Source organism: Acidipropionibacterium virtanenii (assembly GCF_003325455.1).
In the GTDB taxonomy this organism is placed as follows: Bacteria; Actinomycetota; Actinomycetes; order Propionibacteriales; family Propionibacteriaceae; genus Acidipropionibacterium; species Acidipropionibacterium virtanenii.
This window is the reverse complement of sequence record NZ_CP025198.1, coordinates 936,177-960,471: the sequence shown is the minus strand read 5'-3', so window position 1 is coordinate 960,471 and position 24,295 is coordinate 936,177. Positions and strand designations below refer to the sequence as shown.

Annotated in this window: 24 protein-coding genes; 12 read left to right on the top strand and 12 right to left on the bottom strand. The window is 70.5% G+C overall.

Translation table 11 applies throughout. The annotated features are described in order from the left end of the window. Window positions 1–78 precede the first annotated feature (78 nt). Together budC and JS278_RS04280 are read right to left on the bottom strand one after the other, a co-directional pair. Window positions 79–906: a meso-2,3-butanediol dehydrogenase gene (gene budC, locus JS278_RS04285; RefSeq protein ID WP_114044119.1), complete on the bottom strand. Its 828-nt coding sequence runs from the start codon at window positions 904–906 to the stop codon at window positions 79–81. A 170-nt stretch (window positions 907–1,076) separates the two neighbouring features. Continuing rightward, entirely contained in the window at window positions 1,077–1,556 is a 480-nt protein-coding gene (locus JS278_RS04280; RefSeq protein WP_114044118.1) for a hypothetical protein, read from the bottom strand. Window positions 1,557–1,667: 111 nt separating this feature from the next. Here JS278_RS04280 and JS278_RS04275 point away from each other — a divergent pair, with 111 nt between their 5' ends. Next, on the top strand, window positions 1,668–2,294 hold the full coding sequence (locus JS278_RS04275; RefSeq protein WP_114044117.1) for a PadR family transcriptional regulator: 627 nt from the start codon (window positions 1,668–1,670) through the stop codon (window positions 2,292–2,294). A gap of 62 nt (window positions 2,295–2,356) precedes the next feature. Here the strand turns inward: JS278_RS04275 and JS278_RS04270 are convergent, their stop codons facing one another. Beyond that, the gene (locus JS278_RS04270) at window positions 2,357–2,986 is read right to left on the bottom strand and encodes an NAD(P)-dependent oxidoreductase (protein WP_114044116.1); all 630 of its coding nucleotides are present in this window, start codon (window positions 2,984–2,986) and stop codon (window positions 2,357–2,359) included. Window positions 2,987–3,132: 146 nt separating this feature from the next. Next, complete coding sequence (locus JS278_RS04265; RefSeq protein WP_181833822.1) at window positions 3,133–4,539, bottom strand: MFS transporter; 1,407 nt, start codon at window positions 4,537–4,539, stop codon at window positions 3,133–3,135. 250 nt (window positions 4,540–4,789) lie between these two features. Here JS278_RS04265 and JS278_RS04260 point away from each other — a divergent pair, with 250 nt between their 5' ends. From JS278_RS04260 to JS278_RS04250, 3 genes are all read left to right on the top strand, one after another. Next, the gene (locus JS278_RS04260; RefSeq protein ID WP_114044114.1) at window positions 4,790–5,422 is read left to right on the top strand and encodes a TetR/AcrR family transcriptional regulator C-terminal domain-containing protein; all 633 of its coding nucleotides are present in this window, start codon (window positions 4,790–4,792) and stop codon (window positions 5,420–5,422) included. A 139-nt stretch (window positions 5,423–5,561) separates the two neighbouring features. Continuing rightward, the gene (locus tag JS278_RS04255; protein ID WP_114044113.1) at window positions 5,562–8,153 is read left to right on the top strand and encodes a PEP/pyruvate-binding domain-containing protein; all 2,592 of its coding nucleotides are present in this window, start codon (window positions 5,562–5,564) and stop codon (window positions 8,151–8,153) included. Window positions 8,154–8,197: 44 nt separating this feature from the next. After that, on the top strand, window positions 8,198–8,491 hold the full coding sequence (locus JS278_RS04250) for a hypothetical protein (protein ID WP_147243148.1): 294 nt from the start codon (window positions 8,198–8,200) through the stop codon (window positions 8,489–8,491). A gap of 55 nt (window positions 8,492–8,546) precedes the next feature. Here the strand turns inward: JS278_RS04250 and JS278_RS16345 are convergent, their stop codons facing one another. Continuing rightward, entirely contained in the window at window positions 8,547–9,104 is a 558-nt protein-coding gene (locus JS278_RS16345) for a CGNR zinc finger domain-containing protein (RefSeq protein ID WP_245935198.1), read from the bottom strand. Window positions 9,105–9,275: 171 nt separating this feature from the next. Here JS278_RS16345 and JS278_RS04240 point away from each other — a divergent pair, with 171 nt between their 5' ends. Then, window positions 9,276–10,151, top strand: coding sequence for an NAD(P)-dependent oxidoreductase (locus JS278_RS04240; RefSeq protein ID WP_220150039.1), 876 nt, complete (start codon window positions 9,276–9,278; stop codon window positions 10,149–10,151). A gap of 39 nt (window positions 10,152–10,190) precedes the next feature. Here JS278_RS04240 and JS278_RS04235 read toward each other — a convergent pair whose 3' ends face one another. Next, window positions 10,191–10,514, bottom strand: coding sequence for a hypothetical protein (locus tag JS278_RS04235; protein ID WP_114044109.1), 324 nt, complete (start codon window positions 10,512–10,514; stop codon window positions 10,191–10,193). A gap of 44 nt (window positions 10,515–10,558) precedes the next feature. Beyond that, the gene (locus JS278_RS04230; protein WP_114044108.1) at window positions 10,559–11,161 is read right to left on the bottom strand and encodes a TetR/AcrR family transcriptional regulator; all 603 of its coding nucleotides are present in this window, start codon (window positions 11,159–11,161) and stop codon (window positions 10,559–10,561) included. A 134-nt stretch (window positions 11,162–11,295) separates the two neighbouring features. On the opposite strand from JS278_RS04230, the gene JS278_RS04225 reads away from it, so the two are divergent. Next, on the top strand, window positions 11,296–11,862 hold the full coding sequence (locus tag JS278_RS04225; RefSeq protein ID WP_114044107.1) for a hypothetical protein: 567 nt from the start codon (window positions 11,296–11,298) through the stop codon (window positions 11,860–11,862). Next, window positions 11,859–13,271, top strand: coding sequence for a dihydrolipoyl dehydrogenase family protein (locus tag JS278_RS04220; RefSeq protein WP_114044106.1), 1,413 nt, complete (start codon window positions 11,859–11,861; stop codon window positions 13,269–13,271). Before JS278_RS04225 ends, JS278_RS04220 begins: the two co-directional genes overlap by 4 nt. Here JS278_RS04220 and JS278_RS04215 read toward each other — a convergent pair. Continuing rightward, the gene (locus JS278_RS04215) at window positions 13,253–13,675 is read right to left on the bottom strand and encodes a VOC family protein (RefSeq protein WP_114044105.1); all 423 of its coding nucleotides are present in this window, start codon (window positions 13,673–13,675) and stop codon (window positions 13,253–13,255) included. The genes JS278_RS04220 and JS278_RS04215 overlap by 19 nt on opposite strands. Before the next feature lie 61 nt (window positions 13,676–13,736). Between JS278_RS04215 and JS278_RS04210 the strand changes: the two genes are divergently transcribed. Further along, window positions 13,737–14,507, top strand: coding sequence for a TetR/AcrR family transcriptional regulator (locus tag JS278_RS04210; RefSeq protein ID WP_114044104.1), 771 nt, complete (start codon window positions 13,737–13,739; stop codon window positions 14,505–14,507). Window positions 14,508–14,565: 58 nt separating this feature from the next. Next, window positions 14,566–15,237, top strand: a complete 672-nt coding sequence (locus JS278_RS04205) for a dihydrofolate reductase family protein (protein ID WP_114044103.1) — start codon at window positions 14,566–14,568, stop codon at window positions 15,235–15,237. Here JS278_RS04205 and JS278_RS04200 read toward each other — a convergent pair. Both JS278_RS04200 and JS278_RS04195 read right to left on the bottom strand, forming a co-directional pair. Beyond that, the gene (locus JS278_RS04200; RefSeq protein WP_114044102.1) at window positions 15,210–16,220 is read right to left on the bottom strand and encodes a hypothetical protein; all 1,011 of its coding nucleotides are present in this window, start codon (window positions 16,218–16,220) and stop codon (window positions 15,210–15,212) included. The two genes, JS278_RS04205 and JS278_RS04200, sit on opposite strands and share 28 nt — an antisense overlap. Window positions 16,221–16,329: 109 nt before the next feature. Next, window positions 16,330–18,681, bottom strand: a complete 2,352-nt coding sequence (locus JS278_RS04195; protein ID WP_114044101.1) for an excinuclease ABC subunit UvrA — start codon at window positions 18,679–18,681, stop codon at window positions 16,330–16,332. Between the two features lie 66 nt (window positions 18,682–18,747). Here JS278_RS04195 and JS278_RS04190 point away from each other — a divergent pair, with 66 nt between their 5' ends. Then, window positions 18,748–19,734 (top strand): helix-turn-helix transcriptional regulator, encoded by a 987-nt coding sequence (locus JS278_RS04190; protein WP_114044100.1) that lies wholly within the window; start codon window positions 18,748–18,750, stop codon window positions 19,732–19,734. Between the two features lie 153 nt (window positions 19,735–19,887). Next, entirely contained in the window at window positions 19,888–21,408 is a 1,521-nt protein-coding gene (locus JS278_RS04185; protein ID WP_114044099.1) for a sugar porter family MFS transporter, read from the top strand. A 331-nt stretch (window positions 21,409–21,739) separates the two neighbouring features. Here the strand turns inward: JS278_RS04185 and JS278_RS04180 are convergent, their stop codons facing one another. Together JS278_RS04180 and JS278_RS04175 are read right to left on the bottom strand one after the other, a co-directional pair. After that, on the bottom strand, window positions 21,740–22,888 hold the full coding sequence (locus JS278_RS04180) for a Gfo/Idh/MocA family protein (protein WP_114044098.1): 1,149 nt from the start codon (window positions 22,886–22,888) through the stop codon (window positions 21,740–21,742). A 52-nt stretch (window positions 22,889–22,940) separates the two neighbouring features. Next, window positions 22,941–23,306, bottom strand: coding sequence for a nuclear transport factor 2 family protein (locus tag JS278_RS04175; protein WP_114044097.1), 366 nt, complete (start codon window positions 23,304–23,306; stop codon window positions 22,941–22,943). A 92-nt stretch (window positions 23,307–23,398) separates the two neighbouring features. Here JS278_RS04175 and JS278_RS04170 point away from each other — a divergent pair, with 92 nt between their 5' ends. After that, window positions 23,399–24,295: an SDR family NAD(P)-dependent oxidoreductase gene (locus tag JS278_RS04170; protein ID WP_181833821.1), complete on the top strand. Its 897-nt coding sequence runs from the start codon at window positions 23,399–23,401 to the stop codon at window positions 24,293–24,295.

Sequence of the window (24,295 nt, the reverse complement as noted above, 5' to 3'; positions counted from 1 at the left end):
ACGGAACGAAATACCGACGTAGCGCCAGAGTCTGCACGGAGCGCCTGAAATACCTGGCGCTCCGTGCAGACTCTGGCGCTACGTGCGAGGCCGCGGCGTCCCGCAGGAGGCCGTGATGCCGCCGTCGACCGGCAGCACGGCGCCGGTGATGTAGGAGGCGTCGGGGCTGCACAGGAACAGGGCGGCCCGGGCGATGTCCTCGGGTTTTCCGGCGCGGGGGACGCCGAGGCGGTCGTTGAGGGCGTCCCAGAACTCCGGGTCGTCGAGCCGGTCGCGGGTCTGCCTGGTGGCGATGAACCCGGGCGCGACGGCGTTGACGCGGATGCCGTCGCGGCCCAGGTCCAGGGCCATGCACTCGACCAGGGCGTTGACCGCGGCCTTGGTCGCGTTGTAGCCGGTCTGGTTCCAGTCCCCGCCCAGGCTCGCGATCGACGATGTGGCCAGGAGGACTCCCTTGGTGGCGCGCAGCGCCGGCACTGCGGCACGGGCGAGCAGGATGAGCCCGTCGAGGTTGATCGAGCGCATCCGGGTCCACGAGTCGGCGTCCAGGTCCTCGATGGTGCCCGGCAGCGAGAGGCCTGCGTTGGCGACGACGACGTCGATCCGCCCGTGGGTCTCGACCACCTCGGCGACGACCCTCTCGACTCCCTCGGGTGTCGACATATCGGCAACATGGATCGAGGAGTTCTGGTGCCCCTCGACGGTTCCGGCCAGCGGCTCGGCGCGCCGACCGGCCACCGCCACGGTGGCCCCCTGACTCAGGAAGGCCCGGGCGACGGCGCGCCCGATGCCCGATCCCCCACCGGTCACCAGCACCACCCGGCCGGAGTAGGGGTAGCGGGCCCAAATGCCGTCGGGCTCGGCGGGGGCGATCTCGGCACTCTGGTCGGCGGGGATTGCAGTCATGCTGTCTCCTTCAGGCGAGATGCCCCTTGGAGGGGCGTGCGACTCTGCGACGTCAGCAGTTTACGCGCGACAGCAGGACCGACGACTATGCCGGGCAGGCGCTTCTCGGGAGGTTGGGAACCGAGGAGCGCAGGAGCTCCACGGCCTCCGTCCGAGGATCCGTGCCCGGATCACTGGTCGACAGCGTGCCGCGCTCCGATCACCATCCACACCACCGTGAAGGGGATGACGGTGACATTCTTGACGGCCAGCCCCCAGGCCGAGGCCCGCCTGCGCCGCTCCTCATCCAGGTGCGCGACCACCGCATCGGGAATCACCTTGGAGACGACGGTGAGCGCCCCGAGCAGGGCCGCTCCGGCTGCGACGTCCTGCGGGTGGGAGCGTCCGTGACGCCAGATGCGTCGGGGCACCTCACGCGGAGAGACAGGACAGTCCCGAAACACCTTCGTCACGCACCAGACCGACAGTCCGACGCGAGTCGCGGCGGTGAACACCTCGCCGGGAGCGCCGCCCGCCCATGAGCTTCCGCGTCCGCCGCGAACAGCCATGAAACGCTGAACCGACGCCAGCAGTCCGTACGACGCCACCACCGGATAGTTCCGACCGAACCATCGCGCCGAACGGCCGAGAACCTCCCACGCCTCACTCATCTCTTCCCTCATGGCTTCCTACCTCCTTATTCGTTCCCCAGTCCGGCGCCGTGTTGGCTCAGTGCGGTTCGCATCAATGCAGACCGCCGTGGTACTGGATAGGCTCCTGGCGTGCGAAAGCCTCAGGAGCCCGACCGGAGAGACCGCGACCTGCCGGCACTGGCGGTGCTCGCACTTCTGTCGACCGGGCCCCGGCACCCGTATGACATCCATCGGCTTCTCATCGAGACCGGGAAAGTCTTCGTGACCGGGCTTCCGCGCAGCCTCTACCACGCCGTCGGCAAGCTGGAGAAGTCTCGTTTCATCGAACCAGTCGGCACCGAGCGCGAGGCCGGCCGGCCCGAACGGACCGTGTACGCCCTCACGTCGGCGGGCCGTGACGAGGTGCGTCGCCGCGTCCATGTGCTGCTGGCCACGCCGACTGCCGATTCCGACATCACCTATGCGGCGCTGTCGTTCATCGCGGTCCTGTCCCGACAGGAGGCCATGACGGTCCTTCGCAGCCGCGTCGAGGCCCTGACGGCGTCCGCCGAGCACCTTGAGGCCGATCTCGATTCGGCGTCCGATGTCGAACCACTGCTTCTCATCGAGTCCGAGTTCGAGATGACGCGTCTCAAGGCCGAACGCGCGTGGATGTCCGACCTGATGAGACGGCTCGAATCGGGACGACTCGAATGGCTGGACGTGTTCGCGGATCAGGATGTCACGAAGCCCGGCCGCACACACCCGAGGCCCTGAGCATCGTTGCGGACCGTCCGCAGCTGGGGGCCCATGACACCAACCCGAGCCGGCTGCGCCGTTCATGCGGCGCCGGCCCCGGTCACCTCGATGGCCCGTCGCACCAAGGCGTCGTCGGCCACGACGTCCAGCAGCGTGGAGGCCAGATCGGCCCGGGTCAGCTCGTTCAGGCCGCCGGTGAAGTCCCGGCCGTCCGGCATCCGCAGCACTGAACCCAGAGCCGGCTTGTCCACCAGCCGGTTCGCGCGCACGATGCGCCAGTCCAGATCCGAGTGGCGCAGCACCGACTCCATGTTGCGCGCGTCCGCGTACGAGTGACGCAGCAGGACGCGCACGAGCGCGAGGGCCGGCTTCGGCCTGGTCGCCACCAGCGCATGACTACTCGTCACCACCAATCTGGCGATCCCCGCCCTGCCCATGGCCTTCACCAGGTTCCGTGCGACCTGCTCGGCGAGAGTCGTCCGCTTCAGATCCGGTGCGGCCACGATCGACAGCACCGCGTCATGCCCGGACACCTGCGAGAGGTCATCAACAGACAGGCCGTCCCCCGACGCCACCCGCAGGTGCGGATGCCTCAGCAGCACCGCATCCGGGCGTCTCGTGAACGCCGTGACCTCATGGCCCCGGTCCAGTGCCTGCTCGACCACGAGGCTTCCGGTGCGCCCGGTGGCACCGACGATGAACAGCTTCATGATGCGCTCCTCCAGATAGAGCGGTACGCACTATTGCGTTATGCCATATTCTACCACGGTGCCGGTGCACTGAACCGCAAGCGTCGCGGCAGCTGATCGGCACCGCTGACGGCAACAGGGGCGGCGCAGGCGGGACGAGGACCATCTCAACGCGCTGACGACTCCTCGCCGGTCAACGCCGCACGGGCGATGCCGGAGGCCAGCGCCATGAGGAGGGCCAGGGCGCCCAGGGCCCAGCTGAATCGCGCGGCGACAGGTGCGTCCACGAGCAGGCCGAGGCCGGTGACCCCCAGCGCCGAGCCCATCTGCATGCCCATCAGTGCGGCCGTGGTGCCCCGACCCGCAGTCTTCTCGGGAAGGATGCGGTAGATGCTGGCGAATGTGGGCGCCGAGACCGCCCCGTAGGAGGCGCCGGCGAGCACCAGCAGCACCAGGCTCACGGTCATCTGCGTCCCAATCAAGAGGCACACCGCCACCGCCGCCAGTGCGAGGGCCGCACAAACCGCACCGACGGTCACGATGCGGCGCGATCCGATCCGGTCCGACAGGGCGCCCGAGGCGCTCATCGAGATGAGCACCCCCGTGCCGAAAGCCCCCAGCGGTACCGCCTGCGCCAGGCCACTCAGACCCCACGCCTCCCGGGCGATGAGCGGGACGACGGTGAGCATGGAGAACAGCAGTGCCCCGCCCAGGGCCATGATCGCCGCCGCACCGGCGAAGCGCGGGTCGGCGAACAGCCGGGGGTCGACGGCCGGATCCGGCATCCCCAGCGCCCGCCTCACGTAGATCACCAGCAGCGCCGCGCCCGCCAGTGCCGCACCCGCGACCGTCCACGGCGCCGCAGCACCCAGCCGCGCGAGGGCGAACACGACGCCGGTGAATCCCAGCCCCAGCAGGACCAGGCCGGCGAGGTCCGGGCGCGACGGCCCGTCCGGATCAGACCCGTCCCGTGGTGCGCCGGGAACGGGCTCCTCCCCCACACGTCGGGGAAGGGAGAGCAGCAGCAGGCCGGCCGCCAGCATCATCGGCGGAGCGGAGAACAGGAAGATGCCGCGCCAGCCGGCCCACGACAGCAGCACCGCCCCGAACACCGGGCCGACGACCGGGGCGACGTTGATCGCCGAGGCCATCAGCCCCATCACGGCACCGATGCGCCGACGGTCGGTGATCCGGGAGATGAGGGCCAGACAGGCCGGCTCCAGGGACCCGCCTCCCAGGCCCTGCACCGCGCGGGCCGCGATGAGCTGGTCGAAGGATCCGGCCAGCCCGCCGCCCAGCGCACCTGCCGCGAACACGGCGATCCCGATGAGCAGGACGAGCCGTCCGCCCGCACGATCCACCGCCCACCCCGCCACCGGCAGAGCCAGGCCGGCGGTGATGAGGAAGGCCGTCGTCACCTGGACGACCGCGGCCATGGAGACCCCCATGGCCGCAGCCAGCGGGGCCAGCGCCATCGAGGTCACCGAGCTCACCAGCACCGAGACGAACCCGACCAGCACCAGTGCGCCCACCGCGACAGGCTGGCTGCGCACGGCTCCTGAGCGGTCACCCATGGGAGGGCCTCCGCCAGGCCGCGATGACGGCGGCCAGGCCCGGCCGAGCCGCGGATTCCGGCGTCCTCCCCGGTCGGAGGTCCGACCGCCGGCGGCCATTGCGGAAGTGGCCTGCACCCCGAGCGGCCCGGTGCGCGAACCAGTCGTTCTCATGTCATGCGTCCCAGCCATGGGATATCTCCTCTCGTACACTGTATGTGATGCGATCACGGTACCCTTACGACGTAAGAGACACAAGAGGGAGGACGTCATGAACCAGCCGCGCATCCAGGGCAGGCACGCCGGCCTGAACCGGGACCAGATCCTCGAGGCCGCAGTGGCGCTCATCGATGCCGAGGGGCGCAGGGCCCTGTCCATGCGCCGGCTCGCCCAGGAGCTGGGGGTGGAGGCCATGACGCTCTACCATTACGTGCGGAACAAGGGCGCGTTGGAGGATGCGATCGTCGAGCACGTACTGGCGGAGTCGGTCGAGGAGCCGGATGGCGACGGGAGCTGGCAGGAGGTGCTCGCGGACTATGCCCGGGCCCTCCACCGCGGGCTGCTCGCCCACCCCGGCGTCGTGCCCCTGTTCGCGACGCGCCCGGCGCTGACCCCGCGGGGCGTGCGAACCCTCGAGGACCTGCTGGGGATCCTCACCGACGCCGGATTCACGCCCAGGACAGCCCTCACGATGGTGCATGCCACCGCGGCATGCGTTCTGGGCCAGCACGTCGGCCGCGGCGACGAGGACGCCGAGGAGGCCACGGCGTCGGCGCTCCCCGCCGGCGAGGATCTGCCGCTCATGCGTGCCGCGCTCGCCGACGGCGTCCCCGGTCTGGAGGAGCGGTTTCAGATCGTGCTGACGGCCCTGGTTTCCGGTTACGAGGCAACGCTGAGCGGATGAGCGTCCGCGTTTTTCCGACGCTGCCGCCGGGAGTACGCTCTCCAGTCACCAGCGGCCCGCCGGGCCGCACCGGCCATGACACCCAGTGGTCTGGACGCCGACCGGTGGCACAGCCGACAGGTGAAGAAGGCGACCGAGTATGAATCTGCTCTGGTTCCGTGACATCTCCCGCAATGACATCGCGACGGTGGGCGGCAAGGGCGCCAACCTGGGCGAACTGAGCACGGCCGGCCTCCCGGTCCCGCCGGGCTTCGTGCTCACCACCGAGGCCTACCGGCAGGCGGTGGCCGAGGCCGGCATCGTCGGCGAGCTGACGTCCCTCGCCGACGCCGTGGACCCCGAGGATCCCTCCGGGGCCCAGGAGACGGCCCGGCGGATCACCGGTCTGTTCGCCGGCGTCGCCGTCCCCGCCCCGATCCGCTCCGATCTGCTCGCCGCATGGACCGAGCTGGGCAACCCGCCGGTCGCCGTCCGCTCCTCAGCCACCACCGAGGACCTCGCCGACGCCAGCTTCGCCGGGCAGCAGGAGACCTACCTGCACGTCCGCGGCGAGCAGGCCGTCCTGGACGCCGTCCGCGACTGCTGGGCGTCCCTGTTCACCGCCCGCGCCCTCGCCTACCGGGCCGAGCGCGGGATTCCCGCCGAGGACCTGGCCCTGGCTGTGGTGATCCAGGAGATGGTCGCCGCCGACGCCGCCGGCGTCATGTTCACCTCGAATCCGGCCACGGGGCGGCGTGAGGAGACCCTCGTCTCCGCCGCCTGGGGGCTGGGCGAGGCCGTGGTCTCCGGGATGGTGGACACCGATGACCTGGTGGTCGACACCGCGGCGTCGGCCGTGCTCTCGCGCACCACGGCCGACAAGGCGGTGATGGTCGTCCCGGATCCGGACAACGGCACCAGGCGGCGGCCGGTGCCCGCAGAACTGCGCCGCGCACCGGTGCTCACCGATGCCCGGGCGCTGGATCTGGCCGCCTGGGGCGCGCGCATCGCCGACCACTACGGCGCCCCGCAGGACGTGGAGTGGGCGCTGGCCGGCACGGGCTTCGTCATCACCCAGGCCCGCCCCATCGTCTCCCTCCCGGAACCGGCGGGCCCCACCCCCACCACCTGGCCGGTGCCCCGCGGGCATGCCGCCTACTTCCGGGCGAGCATCGTCGAGCAGATGCCCGACCCGCTCAGCCCGCTGTTCGCCGACCTGGCCCGGGCGCACGTCCTGCCCGCCATGGACGAGACCCTCACCGACGTCTCCGGTCGTCCGGGATTCGCCCGCGGCAAGGGCATGGGCTTCCCCACCATCAACGGCTACGCCTACTACCAGTACAGCGACCGGGACATGGCCGCGCTGATGGGCAAGGCCGCCCTGATGATCCCGCGCGCGGTGACCAGGGGGCTGGGCGGGCCGACCTACTGGCGGACCACCGCACTGCCCCGCTACCAGGGCGTCGTCGCCCAGGAGTCGGCGCGCGACCCGGAGGCCCTGGGCGCCCGGGAGCTGCTGGACTCGGCCGAGCGCCTGGTCCATGCCGGGTTCGCCTACTACACGGCGGTGCAGACGGTGATCCCCCCGGTCGCGACCGCGGAGTCCTCGCTCACCGCCTTCTGCAAGCGGGTGCGCCGGCCCGGGGACCCCGATGCGGCCTCGCTGCTGTTCGGCTATGACAGCGCCCCCATCCGCGCCGAGCAGTCCCTCTACGACCTGGGCGCCCGGGCCCGCGAGGACGCCTCCCTGGCCCGGGCCCTGCTCGCCTGCGGCCGGTTCCCGAAGGAGCGCCCGGCCGAGGTGGCGCCCGAGACCTGGACGCGGTTCGAGGGGCGGCTGGCCGAGCATCTGCGCCGGCACGGGCACGCCACCTACACCCTGGACCTCATGCGGCCGGTCGCCGCCGACACCCCGGACCTGCTGTGGGAGGTGTTCGCCATGTACCTGCGGGGCGAGGGCACCGACCCCGCCGCGCGGCGCGAGAGGGCGGCACGGGCCCGCGACGCCGGTGCAGCCCGGATCCGCGGACATCTGGCCCGGCCGCTGCGCGCCGCCTTCGACCGGCTGCTGGGCTGGGCGCAGCGTCTGGCGCCGGTCCGCGAGGACGCTCTAGCCGGAATCGGCCTGGGGTGGCCGGCCGCCCGGCGCGCGCTGCGGGCACTCGGGGCGCGGCTGGTGGGAGCCGGCGCGCTGGCCGAGACGGACCAGGTCTTCTGGCTGCGCCGCGATGAACTGGCCGAGCTGGCGGCGTCGCTGGATGCCGGCGTCGGGGCCCTGCCGACGCGGGCCGCCGTGGTCGAGGAGCGGCGGCGCATCTGGCGCGGTCAGGCACTCGCCCAGCCCCCGCAGATGCTGCCCGACCGCTCGATCTGGCACGTCTTCGACCCGTTCATGCCCGCCGCCGAGGGGGCCGACGCCGCCGTGCTGCACGGCATCGGCGGCAGCGGCGGCACCGTGACCGCTCCGGTGCGGGTGCTCACCGACCCGTCGGAGTTCTCGACCTTCCGGCCCGGCGAGATCCTGGTGGCGGCGATCACCACGCCGGCCTGGACGCCGCTGTTCGCGATGGCCGCGGGGGTGGTGACCGACGTGGGCGGCCCGCTGAGCCACAGTTCGATCGTGGCGCGGGAGTACGGGATTCCGGCCGTCCTGGGGACCGGTTCGGCCACCCGCGCCCTGCGCACCGGGGAGACGGTCACGATCGACGGAACCAGCGGCACCGTGCGGCGTGCGGAGCACCCCGAATCCTGATCGCCGTCGTCCTCGGGGGGCCTGTCGGCGGGTACCGTGCCGCCATGAACACGTGGAGAGGGGCCGCATTCATCGGCGGGATGCTCGTGGCCAACAGCCTCCCGCACCTGGTGACGGCCGCCAGGCGCCGGTACCTGCTCACCCCCTACGGCGGGCAGGACTCGGGGCCCCTCGCCAATCTCGCCTGGGGGATGACGAACCTGGCGGCCGGCACCGCGGTCACCGTGTGCTCCCGGGCGCGGGTCCGGTGGCGTGCGGCCCCTGGCGGCGCCCTTCACCGCGGGAGCCACGGCCTTCGGCGTCTGGGCCGTGAGCTACGAGGCTTTCCTGGCCCCTGACCGCAGCAGCGGCTGATCCGGATCCGGCAAGACTGCGGGCCCTCCCCCGTCCCGTTCACCGCGCGACCATACGGAGTTTCTTGACCCTGTTGCCGCAGGTGTTCATGGAGCACCAGCGCCTGTTGCCGCCGCGACTGGTGTCCAGGAACAGGCCTCCGCAACCCGGGCCGTCGCAGGTCTTGATGCGTCCGGCGTCCTGTGTGCCGAACACGGCGATCGCATCCTGAGCGACCACCGAGAACGCATCGCGGACAGGACTCTCGCCCGACAGCCGCCAGCTCCGCCCACCCGCGGTGAGGACAGCTGCGGGACGTCCTCCCTCCGAGGTCGCGTTCAGGACGCCGCAGTCCCCCGCCGCCCATGTCCGACCGCGCGAGATCGCCCTGCCGACGCGGTGGATCGCTTCTCGCAGTCTCACCCCGGCGGCCAGTTCCTGCTCCGTGATGTCCGGTCCCGGGTCAAGGCCTGCCGCGCCGAGCCACAGCCGCAGGCGTTCCGGTGAGGTCAGGCGCTCCAGCGGGTCGGTGCTCGCGCGATGACTGAGAGTCGCGGTGAAGCGGAAGGCGAGCACCTCGTTGTCGAGACGGAAGACCCGCCCTGCATCCTCTGCCACCGTTCTTTCCCCCCGAATCCCGATGAACCGTCCTGGACGGTTCGACATGAGTGTACCGTTCCGTCATACTTGAACCGTCTCAGACGGTTCAGCGGGAAAAGGACGGAGGAGAAGGATGCGGAGGCCCAGGACATGGATGCACCGTTGCCGATCAATCACGTGGACATCACGATGACTGCCGTCTCGATCATCGGTCTGGGCGCCATGGGACGCCCCATGGCCCGCAACCTCATCGCCGCCGGGCACGACGTCACCGTGTGGAACCGATCCCCGGGACCCGTGGCGGACCTCGTCGCCGAGGGCGCCCGTCCGGCGTCATCGGTCGCGGAGGCGCTGCAGACCGGAACCGTGCTGTCCATGCTCTCCAACGATCGGGCGGTGACGGAGACCCTCCTGGACTCCGGCGTCCTCGCCCGGGCGCCCGAGGGCACGGTGCACGTCAACATGGCGACGGTGAGCACCGCGCTGGCCCGACGCGCCCGCGACGTCCACGCCGCCCACGGCATCGGCTATCTGGCCGCCCCCGTGTTCGGGCGGGTGCCCGTGGCCGAGGCCGGCAGGCTCAACATCCTCGCCGCGGGCGATCCGGCGCTCATCGACCGGGTCCAGCCGCTGTTCGAGGTGATCGGCACCAGGACCTGGCGGCTCGGAGACCGCCCCGAGCAGGCCCACCTCGTCAAGATCCTCGGGAACTACCTGATCGCCACCACCATCCAGTCCCTCGGCGAGGCCGTCAGCCTCGCCGAGCACACCGGTGTCGACGCGCACCAGCTCGTCGAACTGCTCACCTCGACCCTGTTCCCCGGGCAGACGTACGCCGCCTACGGAGATCTGATCGCCGACCGGCGCTATCGGCCCGCCGGGTTCACGACCGCGCTCGGACGCAAGGACCTCCACCTGGCTCTTGACGCCGCAGCCGAGCACGACGTCCCCCTGCCGTTCGGCGAACTGCTGCGTACCGTCTTCGATCAGGCCGTCGAGGACGGGTACGGGGACGACGACTGGGCCGCCATCACCGAAGAGCAGCCCCGGGAGGCCCACTCCTAGGACAGAGGGTCACGGAGTTCCGGAAGCCGCGGTCGGCCATCAGGTCGCGGAGCCGCGGCGGGCTTCACGGCGCTCGTCCTCGGCGAGAAGACCGCTCATCGGGGACACCTCGCGCATTTCAACGGCATCTCGGCCCAGACCCGTCATGACGCGCTTGAGGCCGCCCAGGTCACGTCCGTCCACGAGCACCGACCACCGTTCGACATTCCTCTCGTGCGGCTGGCCCGTCACTCCACCGCGTAGACATTCAAGATTGCGTTCGATGACAGGTTCCCACTCGTCGAAGCGCTCACGCGTCAGATCGATGGAGAGGCGGCGATGCAACAACCACGAGCGTCTTTCGGAGCGAGTGAGCGCCTGCATCGCCGGACGAGGGCCCGACGCATCCTGACCGGTTCATGGAGAGGTCATCCGATCCCCCGGGACGCCGTGACCACCGCCTCGAAGGCCCCCGTCAGGGCCCCGGCGACAGCCGATGACTCGCCCAGGTAGCCGTTCACCATCGCACCGTCGCGAAGGATCATGAGCTGGCGTGCCGCCGACTCGGCATCTGCGGCACCGGCCTGCGCGGCGATGCCGGCGAACTCATCGAGAATCCACCGGCGGTGGGCGTCGACGACCGCCCGGACGGGATCCTTCGGATCGGGGAACTCCGCGGCGGCGTTGATGAAGGCGCAGCCCCGGAAGCCGGGCTCGCAGCTTGCCGAACCGATGCCCGTCGCGAGCGCGCGCAGCGATCCCATGGGGTCGTCGGTGCGACGCATGCCCTGCATCCAGTCCCGCTCCGCGGTGGCCTGGGCGTCCAGGTAGGCGACCACCAGCCGGCTCTTGGTGCGGAAGTGGCGGTAGAAGGTGACCTTCGTGATGCCGACCTTCTCGATGATCCGGTCCGCGCTCGTCGCGCGGATCCCGTCGGCATAGAACAGCTCATTGGCCGCATCGAGGATGCGTGCCCGGGTGCGCGCACCCGAGGTGGTGCGCGTCGCGGCCTCGGCTGTGTCTTGGACCATGCTCTCCTCCGGTGCGGCTCGGACGGGTGTTGCGTCAACGCTGATCGTAGTCTACCTTTGCCATGTAGACGAACTAGTAACTCCACTTCGTCGAACCGATCAGATCCTGACCGACCAGAGAACAGAGAGACACCATGACCGCCATCACCGAGACAGCCGCCTCCCTGACCTACGGCAGGCTGCTGCGTCGCCTCTACTTCATCCGCTTCGTCTTCGCCATCGCCTGGGCGGGCCTCGTCTTCGCCACGGCCTCCGCGGCCGGCCCCCTCCTCACGGCGCTGCTCATCGTCTACCCGCTCTTCGACGCCGGTGCGGTGCTGTGGCAGCTCCGCGCAGCCCCGGACGCTCGCCGGTCGAAGACGCCGGAATGGATCAACGTGGTCGTCAGCGTCGCCGTGGCCATCGCGCTCGGCATCGCCTCGGCGACCGCCGTCCCCGCAGCCCTCGTCGTCTGGGGAGTGTGGGCCGTCGGCTCCGGCATCCCGCAGCTCATCACCGCGATCCGCAACCGCCGTTCCGGCGGTCAGGTGGCCCAGATGCTGTCCGGCGGCATTTCAGTCCTGGCCGGCGCCGGGTTCCTGCTCCAGGGGCTGCAGGGCGCGGGTAGCATCGCGGGCGTCGCCGGTTACGCCACCCTGGGCGGGGTCTTCTTCGTCATCTCCGCCCTCCGTCTCACCATCAAGCCGAAGGAGTCGGCATGACCGCCACGAAGAATCCGACATACGACTACGACCTCATCGTCATCGGCGCCGGGCCGGTCGGGGAGAACGTCGCCGACTACGCGACCAGGCGCGGGCTGCATACCGCGATCGTCGAGTCCGAACTCGTCGGGGGCGAGTGCTCCTACTGGGCGTGCATGCCCTCCAAGGCACTGCTGCGCAGCGGACACGCGATCCGCGCGGCCCGCCGGCTGCCCGGCGCACGCGAGGCGATAGGCGCGATCGACGCCCCGGCGGTGCTGGCCCGACGGACTGCCTTCACCAGCGGATGGCGGGACGACGGTCAGGCCGCCTGGGTGGAGTCCGCCGGCATCGGCCTCATTCGCGGGCACGGCCACCTGGCCGGTCCGCGCCGAGTGGAGGTCGGCGGGCGCATCTATTCGGCCAGAGCGGTCGCGCTGACGACCGGTTCGATTCCGGTTCTGCCCGCCATCCCCGGCCTGGCCGAGGCCGCGCCTTGGGGTACCCGCGAAGCTGCCGCCGCCGACCACGTGCCACCTCGGCTCATCATCATCGGCGGGGGCGTCGCCGGCACCGAGTTCGCCTTCGCGTTCTCATCGCTCGGCTCGCAGGTGACGGTCCTGTCACGGGACCGGCTGCTGGAACGCGAGGAGCCCTTCGCCGGCGAGCTGGTCGCCGCGGCTCTGAGCGATGAGGGTGTCGATGTGCGCATCGGGGCCTCCCCCGCGCGGGTCGGCCGCCACCGGGACGGGAGCGTCACTGTCACGCTGGACGACGGCGCCGAACTCGACGCCGATGAACTGCTGGTCGCTACGGGGCGCCGACCGAACACCGACGATCTGGGCCTCGACTCGATCGGAGCCTCCCCGTTGCCGGCCGTCGACGACACGATGCTCGTCTCAGGCACGGACTGGCTCTACGCCGTCGGGGACGTCAACGGACGCGCGCTGCTGACTCATCAGGGCAAGTACCAGGCGCGTGCCGCCGGCGAGGTGATCGCAGCCCGACTGAACGGCGCACCCGTCCACGACGGGCCATGGGGAGCCCATGTCGCCACCGCCGACCGGTCCGCGGTGCCGCGCGTGGTGTTCTCCGATCCCGAGGTCGCCGCGGTCGGGCTCACCGAGGCCGACGCCGAGACGGCAGGGCTCAACGTCCGTGCGGTCGAGTACGACCTCGGCCAGGTGGCCGGCGCCGCCCTCCACGCGGACGGCTACGCGGGGCGCGCGAAGCTCGTCGTCGACGAGGACCGCCGGGTCATCGTCGGCGCTACCTTCGTCGGTCAGGACGCCGCCGAGCTCGTGCACGCGGCGACTGTCGCACTGGTCGGCGAGGTCACCATCGATCGGCTCTGGCACGCGGTACCGGCCTACCCCACCCTCAGTGAGGTATGGCTCAGACTCCTGGAGGCCTACGGCCGACCGGACTGACCGTCCGACCCGCCGCGGGGCGCCTCGTCCATCCACTGCACGAGCTGCCAGATCAGGCCGTTCGGATCGGCGAACTGGCAGTACCGCTCGCCCCATGGTTCGGTCTCGGGCGGCGTGACGACCGGCGCCCCATGGGCCTGTATGCGCTCGAACTCGGCGTCGAGGTCCTCGACCACCAGCACCAGGAGCAGACCCTGGCCCGCCGGACCCGCGGCCTGGGCCGGCTTGAACGTGGGCAGTCCGGTCGCCAGCAGGATGAGGTTCATCCCCGCGGTGGGATGGGCGAGCGACACGAAGCCGTCGGCCGACATCTCCTCGGTGAAGCCGAAGTGGGTCTGAGCGAACGTCGCGGAGGCCTCCACGTCCTCGACATTCAGCGAGACGGCGGTCTGATTGATCTGCATGAGAGTCTCCTCACCGATAAATTCTGTACAGTGTACAGGAAATGAGTGTCAGGAGAAGCCCATGCCCGGACCGCTGATCGATCTGCTCTGGCGCGAGCACCCGGACGCCCCCTCCACCGGCAGCAGGGGGCCGCGCGCCAGGCACTCGCTCTCCGATGTCGTCAGCCGGGCCATGGCACTGGCCGACGAGTCCGGGCTGGGCTCCCTGACGATGCGCTCCCTGGCCGCGTCCCTGGGAGTCTCGCCGATGTCGATCTACACGCATGTGACCACCCGCGCGGACCTGGTGGTCCTCATGGCGGACGCCGCCCACGCCGGGATGCCCCTGCCGTCCTTCGGACGGTCGGGCTGGCGGAGGCGCGCAACGCGGACGGCGGAGGCCAACCTGGCCCTGTTCCTGGCCCACCGGTGGCTCCTGGACGTCCGCGATCCCCGTGTCGCCCTGGGCCCCGGGACGATCACCAAGTACGACCACGAGCTCCACATCTTCGACGGAACACCCCTCGACGACGTGCAGCGCGACGCCGCACTCACCTTCCTGCTCGACTTCGTCGCCTCCAGCGCCGCCTCACGGCTGGAGTCCTCAAGCAGCTTCGAGCCGATCTGGGCGCAATCGGCCGCCGGCCTTCAGCACTACCTCGCTGACGGGTTTCCGCTGGCGCGCAGAATCGGGCAGGCCGCAGGGGAACACATGGGCGCACCGTACAGCGCCTCCCAGGCATGGGCATTCGGCCTCGACCGGGTGCTCGCGGGCCTTGCGGAGATCATCGAGGCCGACGAGGCGCATCCCGGGCCGCATCGGTACCCGCGAGATGACCCCGCCCGGGGATGATGGGAGCAGGTTCTTCATCCGGCACCGGATCGGTGCGACCCGCAACAGGAGGTGCGTGATGTCGGCGACCGTGCTGTACATGTCGATGTCGGTGGACGGCTTCATCGCCGGCCCCAACGAAACCCGGCGGAACGGGCTGGGCGATGGCGGTGAGCGCCTGCACGAATGGGTGTTCGGCCCCAGAGGACCCGGCCGGAACGACCGGCAGGACGACGAGTGGTTCGGCGACCGCGGCGTCAACGACGGCCGCGCGATCGCCGAACGCCTCACCGGCGTCGACCGGCAGGTGTGGGACGAGTTCCTGTCGACCGGGGCGGTGCTCGCAGGCCGCGGCACCTTCGAGACCGCCGACGGCTGGGGCGGCGACCACCATGACGGCGTGCCGATCTTCATCCTGAGTCGTCATCCGGCTCCGGCCGAGTTCGCGGGATACCCGCTGGTCACCTACATCAGCGACCTGGATGACGCCGTGCATCGGGCGAAGGCCGCGGCCGGAGGGCGCAATATCATGGTCCACGGCGCCGGTGTGGCGCAGCGCATGCTGCGCGCGGGCCTGCTCGACGAGATCCAGCTTCATCTGATCCCAGTGCTGCTGGGACAGGGACGGCGACTCTTCGACGGGCTGCCGGCCGAGCAGCTCGAGCTGCGACCGATCAGCGCCCTCCAGGGAGCGCAGGCCCTTCATCTGCGCTACGTCGTCGACTACTCCCGGGACGCTGACGGGATCTGAGCCCCGCCAGCCGGCCCATTGAGATCGACGAGCAGGAAGATCCCGGTGACGGCGGCCACCGTGCCGACAACCACCTGGGTAAGGTTCACGAAGGGCACCAGGCCCTCCCCGGAGCCGGCCGGGCCGAGCCCGGCCGTTCCGATGAGCAGGAGCACCATCGGGTAGAGGCCGGTGCCGAAGACGGCGCCGCCGCCGATCCATGCCATGGCGAGCGGCACCCATGTCGGCATCCGTCCCGGGCGCCGGCGGACCAGTATCCACAGGCCGATCGCGGCGGCGACGGCGAACAGCGCGGTGCCGGCGTCGGCCGTCCATTCCGCTGCGCCCCTGTTGGCGATCTGGTCGGCGGACAGCCCGGAGTCCGATCCCGCGGCCCAGATCACGCGGGTCGCGGTCACCACGGCCAGCAGTGCGATCATCACCCCGAGGAGGAAAACCAGGGCCGGCTGGTACGGCCCGCCAGAACGGTCGCGCATCCGCCCGCCGAGGGCCTGAGGCCACCGGGCGCGCACGTAGAGGATGAAGGTGACGGCGATGCCGATCGCCTGGGCCCCGAAGCCGAGGTAGACCAGCGGTCCCACCCACGGCGCCAGAGATCCGTCCCCGCCCGACCCGGACCCGGCCACGACGGGTCCGGTAACGACGAAGGGTGCGAGCAGCCCCGTGCCCACCCATGCGGGCGCCAGGACGAGCCAGGCCGGGGCGCGCAGACCCCAGGAATGGGTGAACGCCAGAATGATGAACGCGGCGACGACCTCCAACGCCATGGTGACCGCATTGCCTCCCCAAAGGACGTCTGCGTCGATCGGTGATGCCGTCGCAATGCCGGCCGTGGATCCGGCGACCCAGGCCAGTTTGAGAATGAAGTACGGCAGGATCGCCGCGATCGACAGATAGCCGATCACCAGACGGGCCCTCCCGTGACGGCGGGCGGTCGAGCCCGGCCCTGTTGCCGGAGCACTCAGGTATTCATCGACGGTCATCAGTGACCTCCCGGATTCTGCGGTGCCGCCGCCCCGGGCCGCCGGAATCCTCGGGATCCCCGGCGATCGACGGCACCGTCGAATCGCGCCTGTATATCACCCGGGCGTGTCATGACCGGGATCCTGTCCGGTCGGCGAGCTGCACGGGCCGGAGGGGAGTCGGCAGGGTCCTGCGGAGGTATCTGCCGGTCAGGGAGCGCGCCGCCGTCGTCAGGTCCGCGGGCGGTCCCTCGTGGACGACGGTGCCGCCCTCGTGCCCGGCTCCCGGGCCGATGTCGATGACGTGGTCGGCGTGGGCGATGACGCGCAGGTTGTGCTCGATCGCGATGATCGTGGCCCCCTCGTCGACGAGCCGGTCGAACAGCACGAGGAGTCGGTCGATGTCTGCCCCGTGCAGGCCTGCGGTGGGCTCGTCCAGGACGATGCGCAGTCGCGAGGCCGCCGGGGTGTCGGCGAGGTGGCGGGCCAGCAGGAGCCGTTGGCGCTCCCCTCCCGACAGGGTGTCGGCGCCCTGCCCGATGGCCAGATAGCCGAGCCCCACGTCCTCCAGCCATCCCAGCCGCCCGGAGATCCGGGCGTCGGAGGCCATCAACTCCGCGGCCCGGCCGGCGTTCATGGCCAGCACGTCGGCGATGGTCTGCCCGTCCAGGGTCGCGGCCAGCGCGGTCGGGTTGAAGCGTGAGCCGCCGCAGGCCTCGCAGGTGGTGACGACGTCGTCGAGGAAGGCGAGATCGGTGGTGACGACGCCCCTGCCCCTGCATGCCTGGCAGCCGCCGCGTCCGTTGGCGCTGAACCAGGAGGGCGCCATGCCGGTCGCGGCGGCGAATGCGTCGCGGACGGGCTCGGCGACGCCCATCACCGTGGCGGGCGTGGACCTGCCGCCGCCGTGCAGCGGTTCCTGGCCGATGAGGGCGAATTCCGTGTGCTGGCGGACGAGCTCGTCGGCCATCAGGCTGCTCTTTCCCGATCCGGCGACCCCGGACACCGCGGTGAGGACGCCGAGCGGCACGTCAACGGTGACGTCGCGCAGGTTGTGCATCCTCGCGTGCTCAATAGTGACCCTCCCGGTAGGCGGGCGTGGCCGGGTGTTGAGCCGGACAGGATCGCGCAGCATCCGGCCGGTCATGGTCGTGGAGCGTGCGAGGGCCCGTGGCGGGCCCTGGAACTGGATCCGTCCCCCGGCCGTCCCCGCGCCCGGCCCCAGGTCGACGACATGGTCGGCGGCGGCGATGACGGCGGGATGGTGCTCGACGACCAGAACGGTGTTGTGGGCGTCGCGCAGCCGGGCCAGCAGCGCGAGGAGCCGGTGGACGTCGTGGGGGTGCAGACCGGCGCTGGGCTCGTCGAAGACATAGCAGACGTCGCTCAGGGCGCTGCCGAGGTGGCGGACGATCTTCACGCGCTGGGCCTCCCCGCCCGACAGCGTCGTCGAGAGGCGGTCCAGACTCAGATAGCCCAGCCCGACCGCATCCATTGCCGCGCAGCGCTCCCCGATCGCCTCTACCAGCGGGGTCACGCGGGCGTCGTGGACCCGGGAGACGACCGGCCGTAGCTCGCCGATCGGCATCTCCTGCCAGTCGGCGATCGAGCGCCCGTCGATGAGACTCGACCGCGCGGCGGCGTTGAGGCGTGCGCCGCCGCACTCCGGGCAGACGCGCCGGGTGACGATGCGGGCCAGCCCCTCCTTGATGTCCTCGGTGAGGTGGGACGGCGTCCTGCGCAGATAGGAGTCGCGCAGTCTGGGAATGACGCCGTCGAAGTTGCTGGACTTCGGGTACTGCGGGTCGGGGTGCTCCAGGGGCAGGTCCTCGGCATGCAGCAGGGTGTGCAGGTCGGCCTCGGGCAGCTGGGACAGCGGCACGTCGGGATCGACGAGACCCGAGTGCACCATGCGCTTCCACCGGTAGGTGCCCGGCCTGAACGTCGAGAAGCGGATGGCGCCCTCGTTGAGGCTCTTCGTCCGGTCCAGCAGGGCGTCCAGGTCGATGTCGTCGACCGTCCCCAGGCCCTCGCAGGCCGGGCACATGCCGGACGGGTCGTTGAACGAGTAGGCCGGGGAGTAGCCGGCCGAGGGCGCCCCGATGCGGGAGAACAGCATGCGCAGCAGCGGGGCGATGTCGGTGGCCGTTCCCACCGTCGAGCGGGCGTTGCCGGTGAACGGCCGCTGGTCCACCACCGTGGTGAACATCAGCCCGTCGACGCGATCGACGTCTGCGCGCCCGATCCGTCGCAGCCGGTTGCGCACGAACAGCGGATAGGAGTCCGCCACCAGCCGCTGGGCCTCCGCGGCGATCGTGCCGAAGGCCAGCGACGACTTCCCCGATCCGGAGACGCCGGTGAACACCGTGATCCGGTGCTTTGGCACCCGCACCGAGACGCTCCTCAGGTTGTTCGTGCGCGCGCCTTCGACGGTGATCCAGCCCGCCCGGCCGGTGAGCTCCTGCGGTGTCTGTCCAGTCATGCGTCCACGCTACGATCAGTTGTGGTCAGGAACTGTCCACAACTGATCCGATGGAGAGGGGATCGCATGTCGTCCCGGACGCCGCGCGAGCGCATGCTCCGGCTGCTGTCGCTGCTGCAGACCGGACGGCAGTGGCCGGCCGCCGATCTCGCGCGGGCGACCGCGACCACGCCCAGGACGTTGCGCCGCGACATCGGCTTCCTCCGGGAGCTCGGCTACCCCGTCCAGAGCGCCCGGGGGCCCGGCGGCCACTACCGGCTCGTCGCGGGACGGGCGCTGCCGCCCCTCATGCTCGAGGACGACGAGGCGATCGCCACCGTGCTGGGTCTGCGGCTCGCCGCAGCCGGGGGCGCCGGTTCCGGTGCCACGGCCGAGGCCGCCGGACGGGCCGCCGACAAGCTCCGACGGCTCCTTCCGCCCCGGCTGCGGCGGACCACCGATGAGCTGCTCGACGCCGTCGAGATCTCCGCCACCTCGGTCGCGCTCCCCGCACCCGCGCTCCTGGCCACGCTCACCCGGGCCGCGTCACGGTCCACGACGGTCTCCTTCGGCTATGAGAGCCGCACCGGTACTGCTGAGCGGGAGGTCGGCCCTGTCCGGCTGCTGCGGCTCAAGCAGCGCTGGTACCTGTTCGCATGGGACCTCGACCGCCACGACTGGCGCACCTTCCGCCTCGACCGCATCATCGGAGACCCCGAGGAGGGCGGACCGCTCCCTCGCCGGCCGTTACCCGCCGAGGACCTCCAGACCTACCTGCGCGAGCACTTCCGCGGCGTCCCCGAACTCACCGTCGTCCTCACGCTGCACGCCGGCGCAACCGATGCCGCGTCCAGGCTCTACCGCGTCGACGGGACCCTCGAGCCGCTCGGCGACGACAGCTGCCGCTACGTGGCGCACGTCGACTCCTACCAGTGGCTCACCGTCGTGCTCACCCTCTCCGACGTCGACTTCACCGTCGAATCACCTGAGGACTACCGGAAATACCTGTCGCGCCATGCCTCACGACTGATGGACGCCACCGGATCCAGCTCCCTCCGTTTGGAAGAGCCGTAAAACACCTGCACTGTGCGACGTTTCAATTTACGCTGTCTCGGGACAGCAGTATCTCCGGTGCCAGGCCGATGGCGACCCGGCAACGGCGTGGTCGTCGCCCCGCGGATGGACTGATCCGGTTCCCGTCCCTGTCCAGAGGAGGACACATACCTCATGAGTGAACACGCAGCCGTCCTGGACGGGTCCTCGGACATGGATGAGGACGGGGGCGATGCCAGGGGCGTCGTCCGGATCGCCTCGGTCGCCGCGCTCGGCGGCCTGCTCTTCGGCTATGACAGTGCCGTCATCAACGGCGCGGTCTCGGCCATCGGGGAGGTCTGGCATATCGGTGCGGGCGCCCTCGGCTTCGCCGTTGCCGCAGCCCTCATCGGCGCCGCCGCCGGTGCGATGACCGCCGGCCGTCTCGCCGATCGCGTCGGCCGCCTGATGGTGATGAAGATCGCGGCCGGGCTCTTCATCCTCAGTGCCGTGGGCTGCGTGCTCGCCCCGGAGACGACGGCGGGGCTCGTGATGTTCGTCGTCTTCCGCATCATCGGCGGCGCGGGCGTCGGCTTCGCGTCGGTCATCGCACCCGCCTACATCGCCGAGGTCTCCCCGCCTCGAATCCGCGGCAGGCTCGGCTCCCTGCAGCAGCTCGCCATCGTCACCGGCATCTTCCTCTCCCTGCTGGTCGATGCCCTCCTGGTCCACGCCACACCCACCGGCCAGCCCGATGGCATGCTCTGGTTCGGCCTGGAGGCCTGGCGGTGGATGTTCCTCGTCCTGGCCCTGCCGGCCATCGTCTACGGCGTCCTCGCCTTCACCATTCCGGAGTCGCCGCGCTTCCTGGTGGCCGCCCACCGTATCCCCGAAGCCCGCAAGGTCCTCACGCTGCTGCTCGGCGAGAAGAACCTCGAGATCACCATCCACCGCATCCAGAGCAGCCTCGCCGGAGAGACCAAACCCTCCTGGCGCGACCTGCGCAACAGCCATACCGGCAAGATCTACCCCATCGTCTGGATCGGCCTCATCGCCTCGATGCTGCAGCAGTTCGTCGGCATCAACGTCATCTTCTACTACTCGAACACCCTGTGGATGGCGGTCGGCTTCGACACCTCCTCGGCGTTCACGATCTCGGTCATCACCTCGGTGGTCAACATCGCGACCACCATCGTTGCGATCCTGCTGGTCGACCGGATCGGCCGCAAACTCCTGCTGATCATCGGATCTGTCGGGATGACGGTCTCGCTCGCCGCCCTGGCGATCTGCTTCGGCACCGCTCCCATGGTTCTGGACGCCGCCACAGGCGAACTCGCGCCGGTCCTCAACGGCGCCGCCGGCCCCATCGCCCTGGTCGCCGCGAACGTTTTCGTCATCGCCTTCGGCATGTCATGGGGCCCGGTGATCTGGGTCCTGCTCGGCGAGATGTTCCCGAACCGCATCCGCGGCGCCGCGCTCTCCCTCGCTGCCGCCGGGCAGTGGGTCGCCAACTGGATCGTGACCGTCACCTTCCCCGGCCTCAAGGACGTCTCTCTCGGTCTCGCCTACGGCATCTACACCGGGTTCGCACTCATCTCACTGATCTTCGTGGCGAAATGGCTCACGGAGACCAAGGGCCGCACCCTCGAGGACATGGACGACGCCCTCGGGGAGGACAACCCGGAAGCAACACCGCCGGCACCCGCGACCGCTTGAATTCTGCGGGTCTATCCGGGAGTTCGGCCGTGTCGGAGCATCAGGCCGTGCCAGTATTGGAGACTGCTTTCTAATACCCTATGCCGCTGCGCACCGGATCCTCGGCGACGCTGCGCCGCCCCGGCCGTGGCTGACCGACGCCGTGACGGCGGCCGCTCTCGCGGTGCTGGGCGAGACGGGGCCGTCATGAGTCTCCAATCCAGCGCCGCGCTGCGGGAGACCCGGCTGGCGGGCCGGCGTCCCCCAGGTGATCGTCCCGCTGGGAGGCGACCAGGCCTGGTGGACCGGGCCGTCCACCGTGTGGCATCGGGGGCCTGACCGGGAGGTGGGCTCACGGCCGTAGCATGCTCGGCTCATCGACCCACGGGCGGTCGGGGTCGGTCTCGTGCGGACGCCCGTCGGTGGCAGAGTCGTGGGCGAGCAGCGCCAGATACTGGTCCTCGGCGGCGTCGGCGATGCCGTAGAAGGCCGGCCCCCCGGCCACATATCCGGCCATCGCGGAGAGCACGGTTGCGATGGCGATCTCTTCGTCCGACAGCCGGGCCGGGGCGAATGGGTTGGTGTACGCCACCCGTTCTCCGAGGGTGATGCGACGCAGGAAACTGCCCTCCAGGTCGCCGTCGGCGCCGGTGACGTCGCGCCTCAGGCGCAGGTGGAGGGGATCGGCGGGGCCGGCGAGCAGGTGGACGTCGTCGTCGAACACCTCGCCCCGCTCGCCGGCGATCTGCACATGGCGGCTGCGGATCGGCGAGAAGTACTGCTCGTGCGAGAAGTCCGAGACGCCGAGCAGACCTCGCCCGGGCACCTCGAAGCGAGCCGTCAACCGCTCGACCTCTCGCACCTGAAGCGATGAGTCCCAGCCGTCGCGACCCAGCGAACTCGTGACCCGGTCGGCGAAACGGGACGCGGACACCCGCACCTCCTCGAAGCCCAGCCGGAGCGCGGCTCGCAACAGGGCGACGCCGTGGTAGTCGTGGCCGGCCGAGACCAGCGCCGAGTGCACCGGCCCGAGGGTCCCTGATCCGGCGATGTGGAGCCGGGCGGCGTGCTGAGGTTGCAGCCGGTACTGCTCGGCGGACTGGACGCGGGCCCCGGCGGGCAGCTCCGCGAACAGGCGCCGAAGTGCGTCGGCGTCGGGAGCCAGAGGGGTCTCGACGAGCACGGGAAGGCCCCGGTATGCGAGCTTCAGCACCCAGGGCACTGTCGCCTGGCGCGCCACGCACACCAGGATGAAGTCCATCGGCCCCGAGCCGAGGAAGGCGTCGGAGTCGGTGGTCGTCGCGATACCGAAGCGTCGCCCGAACTCCTCGGCCGTCGTCTCGGTGCGAGTCAGCGCAGCGACGATGTGGAAATGCTGGGGCAGGGCTCGCGCCACGGTTGCGAAGAGCCCGGCGCGCCAGCCGGCGCCGACAACACCGATGCGCGCCGGTTCGTCGGGGCCCGACGACGGTGCGACGGCATCTGACCACGCAGCGGACATCGCCCCATCCTATGGGCGTCGAGGAACACTGGGGAAGTCATTCCGGCCGTCGCTACTGCACGGGTACCGGCGTCTGCTGGTACAGGACGAGGCGCCAGGAGCCGTTCTTCCGGGTGTAGACGCTGGACATGAGGGCGACGAACTCCGGGGCCCCTTCGGCGCGGTAGCCGCGGCCGGTGTAGACGATGGCCGCGTCGTCATGGCCCAGAGTGACGAGCCGCTCCTCGCTGATGTCGTAGGTCCGCCATCCAGGTGCGTCGTTGAGGGAGTCGATGACGGCCCGCCGATCGAAGACCTGGCCGTGGGCGAGCACCATCACCGCGTCCTCGGTCATGATCCTCCCGTAGAAGTCCGCACCGGTGCCATCACATAGGGACTGCCAACCCTGGTGTTCGAGTTGGAGAAGATCGTCAAGCATCTGAGCCTCCTACGTCGGTGACACCAGCCTATGAGGCGGGTGTCAGGGTTCCAAGCCGCCGGCCGCGCCGGAGGATCATTAGCATGGGTCCCATGGATCCGGTGACCTTCCGCGGGAAGACCGCGCTCATCACCGGCGGGAATGGCGGCATCGGACTCGGGATCTCGCGCGGCCTCGCCGCAGGTGGCGCCCGGCTTCTGATTCCGGTGCACAACCGTACGAGGGGCGAGATCACCGCCGCGACCCTGCGGGCGGAGTTTCCAGGGGCCGACATCAAACTGTTCAGTCTCGATCTCGAAAGTCTGGCATCCGTGCGAGCCTTGAGCGCGCAGCTGCGCAAGTGCGGCGAGCCGATCCATCTCGCGATGCTGAACGCGGGTGTCGTGCGGCTGGCGGAGGGACCGCGTGAGGTCACTGTCGACGGCTTCGAGGCAACTTTCCAGGCGAACTACCTGGGCCACATCGCACTGATCACAGCGATCATGCGCTTGCTGCGCGCCGGCTCGGCACGTGTCGTCGCGCAGGTGAGCCTGGCCGCCGACCGGGGCCGCATCCACTGGGAGAACCTCCAGGGCGAGACCGGCTATCGCTCCTTCACCGCATACAGCCAGTCCAAGGTCGCGCTCGGCCTCAGCACTGTGGAACTGGCTCGGCGCAGCCAGGACCATGGGTGGGGAATCTCCGCCGGGCTGGCTCACCCGGGGGTGGTGCCAGGCTCCGGGATCGCACCGCGACTGCGGCGGATGTTTCCCGCCGGCATGGTCCACTGGGCCGAGCGAACCCTCGGGAATCCACCGGCTCAGGCGGCCGGGCCCGCGCTCGCCGCACTTGCCTCACGCGAGTCCTGCATGTGGGCGCCGTCACGATGGTCGGAGACGGCTGGCCCCGCAGTGAAGCGGACGCCGTTCTCCTCCCTCACGGATCTCGGCGACGCGGCACGCCTCTGGGGGGCCACCGAATCACTGCTGGGCATCTGCGCCGCGCAGTAG

What these genes read in the sequence shown, in the direction of transcription:
- JS278_RS04195 (WP_114044101.1), bottom strand. Translation starts at nt 18,681, where the DNA reads ATGACTGGACAGACACCGCAGGAGCTCACCGGCCGGGCGGGCTGGATC.
- JS278_RS04175 (WP_114044097.1), bottom strand. Translation starts at nt 23,306, where the DNA reads ATGCTTGACGATCTTCTCCAACTCGAACACCAGGGTTGGCAGTCCCTA.
- JS278_RS04240 (WP_220150039.1), top strand. Translation starts at nt 9,276, where the DNA reads ATGACTGCCGTCTCGATCATCGGTCTGGGCGCCATGGGACGCCCCATG.
- JS278_RS04250 (WP_147243148.1), top strand. Translation starts at nt 8,198, where the DNA reads ATGAACACGTGGAGAGGGGCCGCATTCATCGGCGGGATGCTCGTGGCC.
- JS278_RS04170 (WP_181833821.1), top strand. Translation starts at nt 23,399, where the DNA reads ATGGATCCGGTGACCTTCCGCGGGAAGACCGCGCTCATCACCGGCGGG.
- JS278_RS04225 (WP_114044107.1), top strand. Translation starts at nt 11,296, where the DNA reads ATGACCGCCATCACCGAGACAGCCGCCTCCCTGACCTACGGCAGGCTG.
- JS278_RS04220 (WP_114044106.1), top strand. Translation starts at nt 11,859, where the DNA reads ATGACCGCCACGAAGAATCCGACATACGACTACGACCTCATCGTCATC.
- JS278_RS04230 (WP_114044108.1), bottom strand. Translation starts at nt 11,161, where the DNA reads ATGGTCCAAGACACAGCCGAGGCCGCGACGCGCACCACCTCGGGTGCG.
- JS278_RS04255 (WP_114044113.1), top strand. Translation starts at nt 5,562, where the DNA reads ATGAATCTGCTCTGGTTCCGTGACATCTCCCGCAATGACATCGCGACG.
- JS278_RS04280 (WP_114044118.1), bottom strand. Translation starts at nt 1,556, where the DNA reads ATGAGTGAGGCGTGGGAGGTTCTCGGCCGTTCGGCGCGATGGTTCGGT.
- JS278_RS04270 (WP_114044116.1), bottom strand. Translation starts at nt 2,986, where the DNA reads ATGAAGCTGTTCATCGTCGGTGCCACCGGGCGCACCGGAAGCCTCGTG.
- JS278_RS04190 (WP_114044100.1), top strand. Translation starts at nt 18,748, where the DNA reads ATGTCGTCCCGGACGCCGCGCGAGCGCATGCTCCGGCTGCTGTCGCTG.
- JS278_RS04260 (WP_114044114.1), top strand. Translation starts at nt 4,790, where the DNA reads ATGAACCAGCCGCGCATCCAGGGCAGGCACGCCGGCCTGAACCGGGAC.
- JS278_RS04205 (WP_114044103.1), top strand. Translation starts at nt 14,566, where the DNA reads ATGTCGGCGACCGTGCTGTACATGTCGATGTCGGTGGACGGCTTCATC.
- JS278_RS04235 (WP_114044109.1), bottom strand. Translation starts at nt 10,514, where the DNA reads ATGCAGGCGCTCACTCGCTCCGAAAGACGCTCGTGGTTGTTGCATCGC.
- JS278_RS04215 (WP_114044105.1), bottom strand. Translation starts at nt 13,675, where the DNA reads ATGCAGATCAATCAGACCGCCGTCTCGCTGAATGTCGAGGACGTGGAG.
- JS278_RS04200 (WP_114044102.1), bottom strand. Translation starts at nt 16,220, where the DNA reads ATGACCGTCGATGAATACCTGAGTGCTCCGGCAACAGGGCCGGGCTCG.
- budC (WP_114044119.1), bottom strand. Translation starts at nt 906, where the DNA reads ATGACTGCAATCCCCGCCGACCAGAGTGCCGAGATCGCCCCCGCCGAG.
- JS278_RS04185 (WP_114044099.1), top strand. Translation starts at nt 19,888, where the DNA reads ATGAGTGAACACGCAGCCGTCCTGGACGGGTCCTCGGACATGGATGAG.
- JS278_RS04265 (WP_181833822.1), bottom strand. Translation starts at nt 4,539, where the DNA reads ATGGGTGACCGCTCAGGAGCCGTGCGCAGCCAGCCTGTCGCGGTGGGC.
- JS278_RS04210 (WP_114044104.1), top strand. Translation starts at nt 13,737, where the DNA reads ATGCCCGGACCGCTGATCGATCTGCTCTGGCGCGAGCACCCGGACGCC.
- JS278_RS04180 (WP_114044098.1), bottom strand. Translation starts at nt 22,888, where the DNA reads ATGTCCGCTGCGTGGTCAGATGCCGTCGCACCGTCGTCGGGCCCCGAC.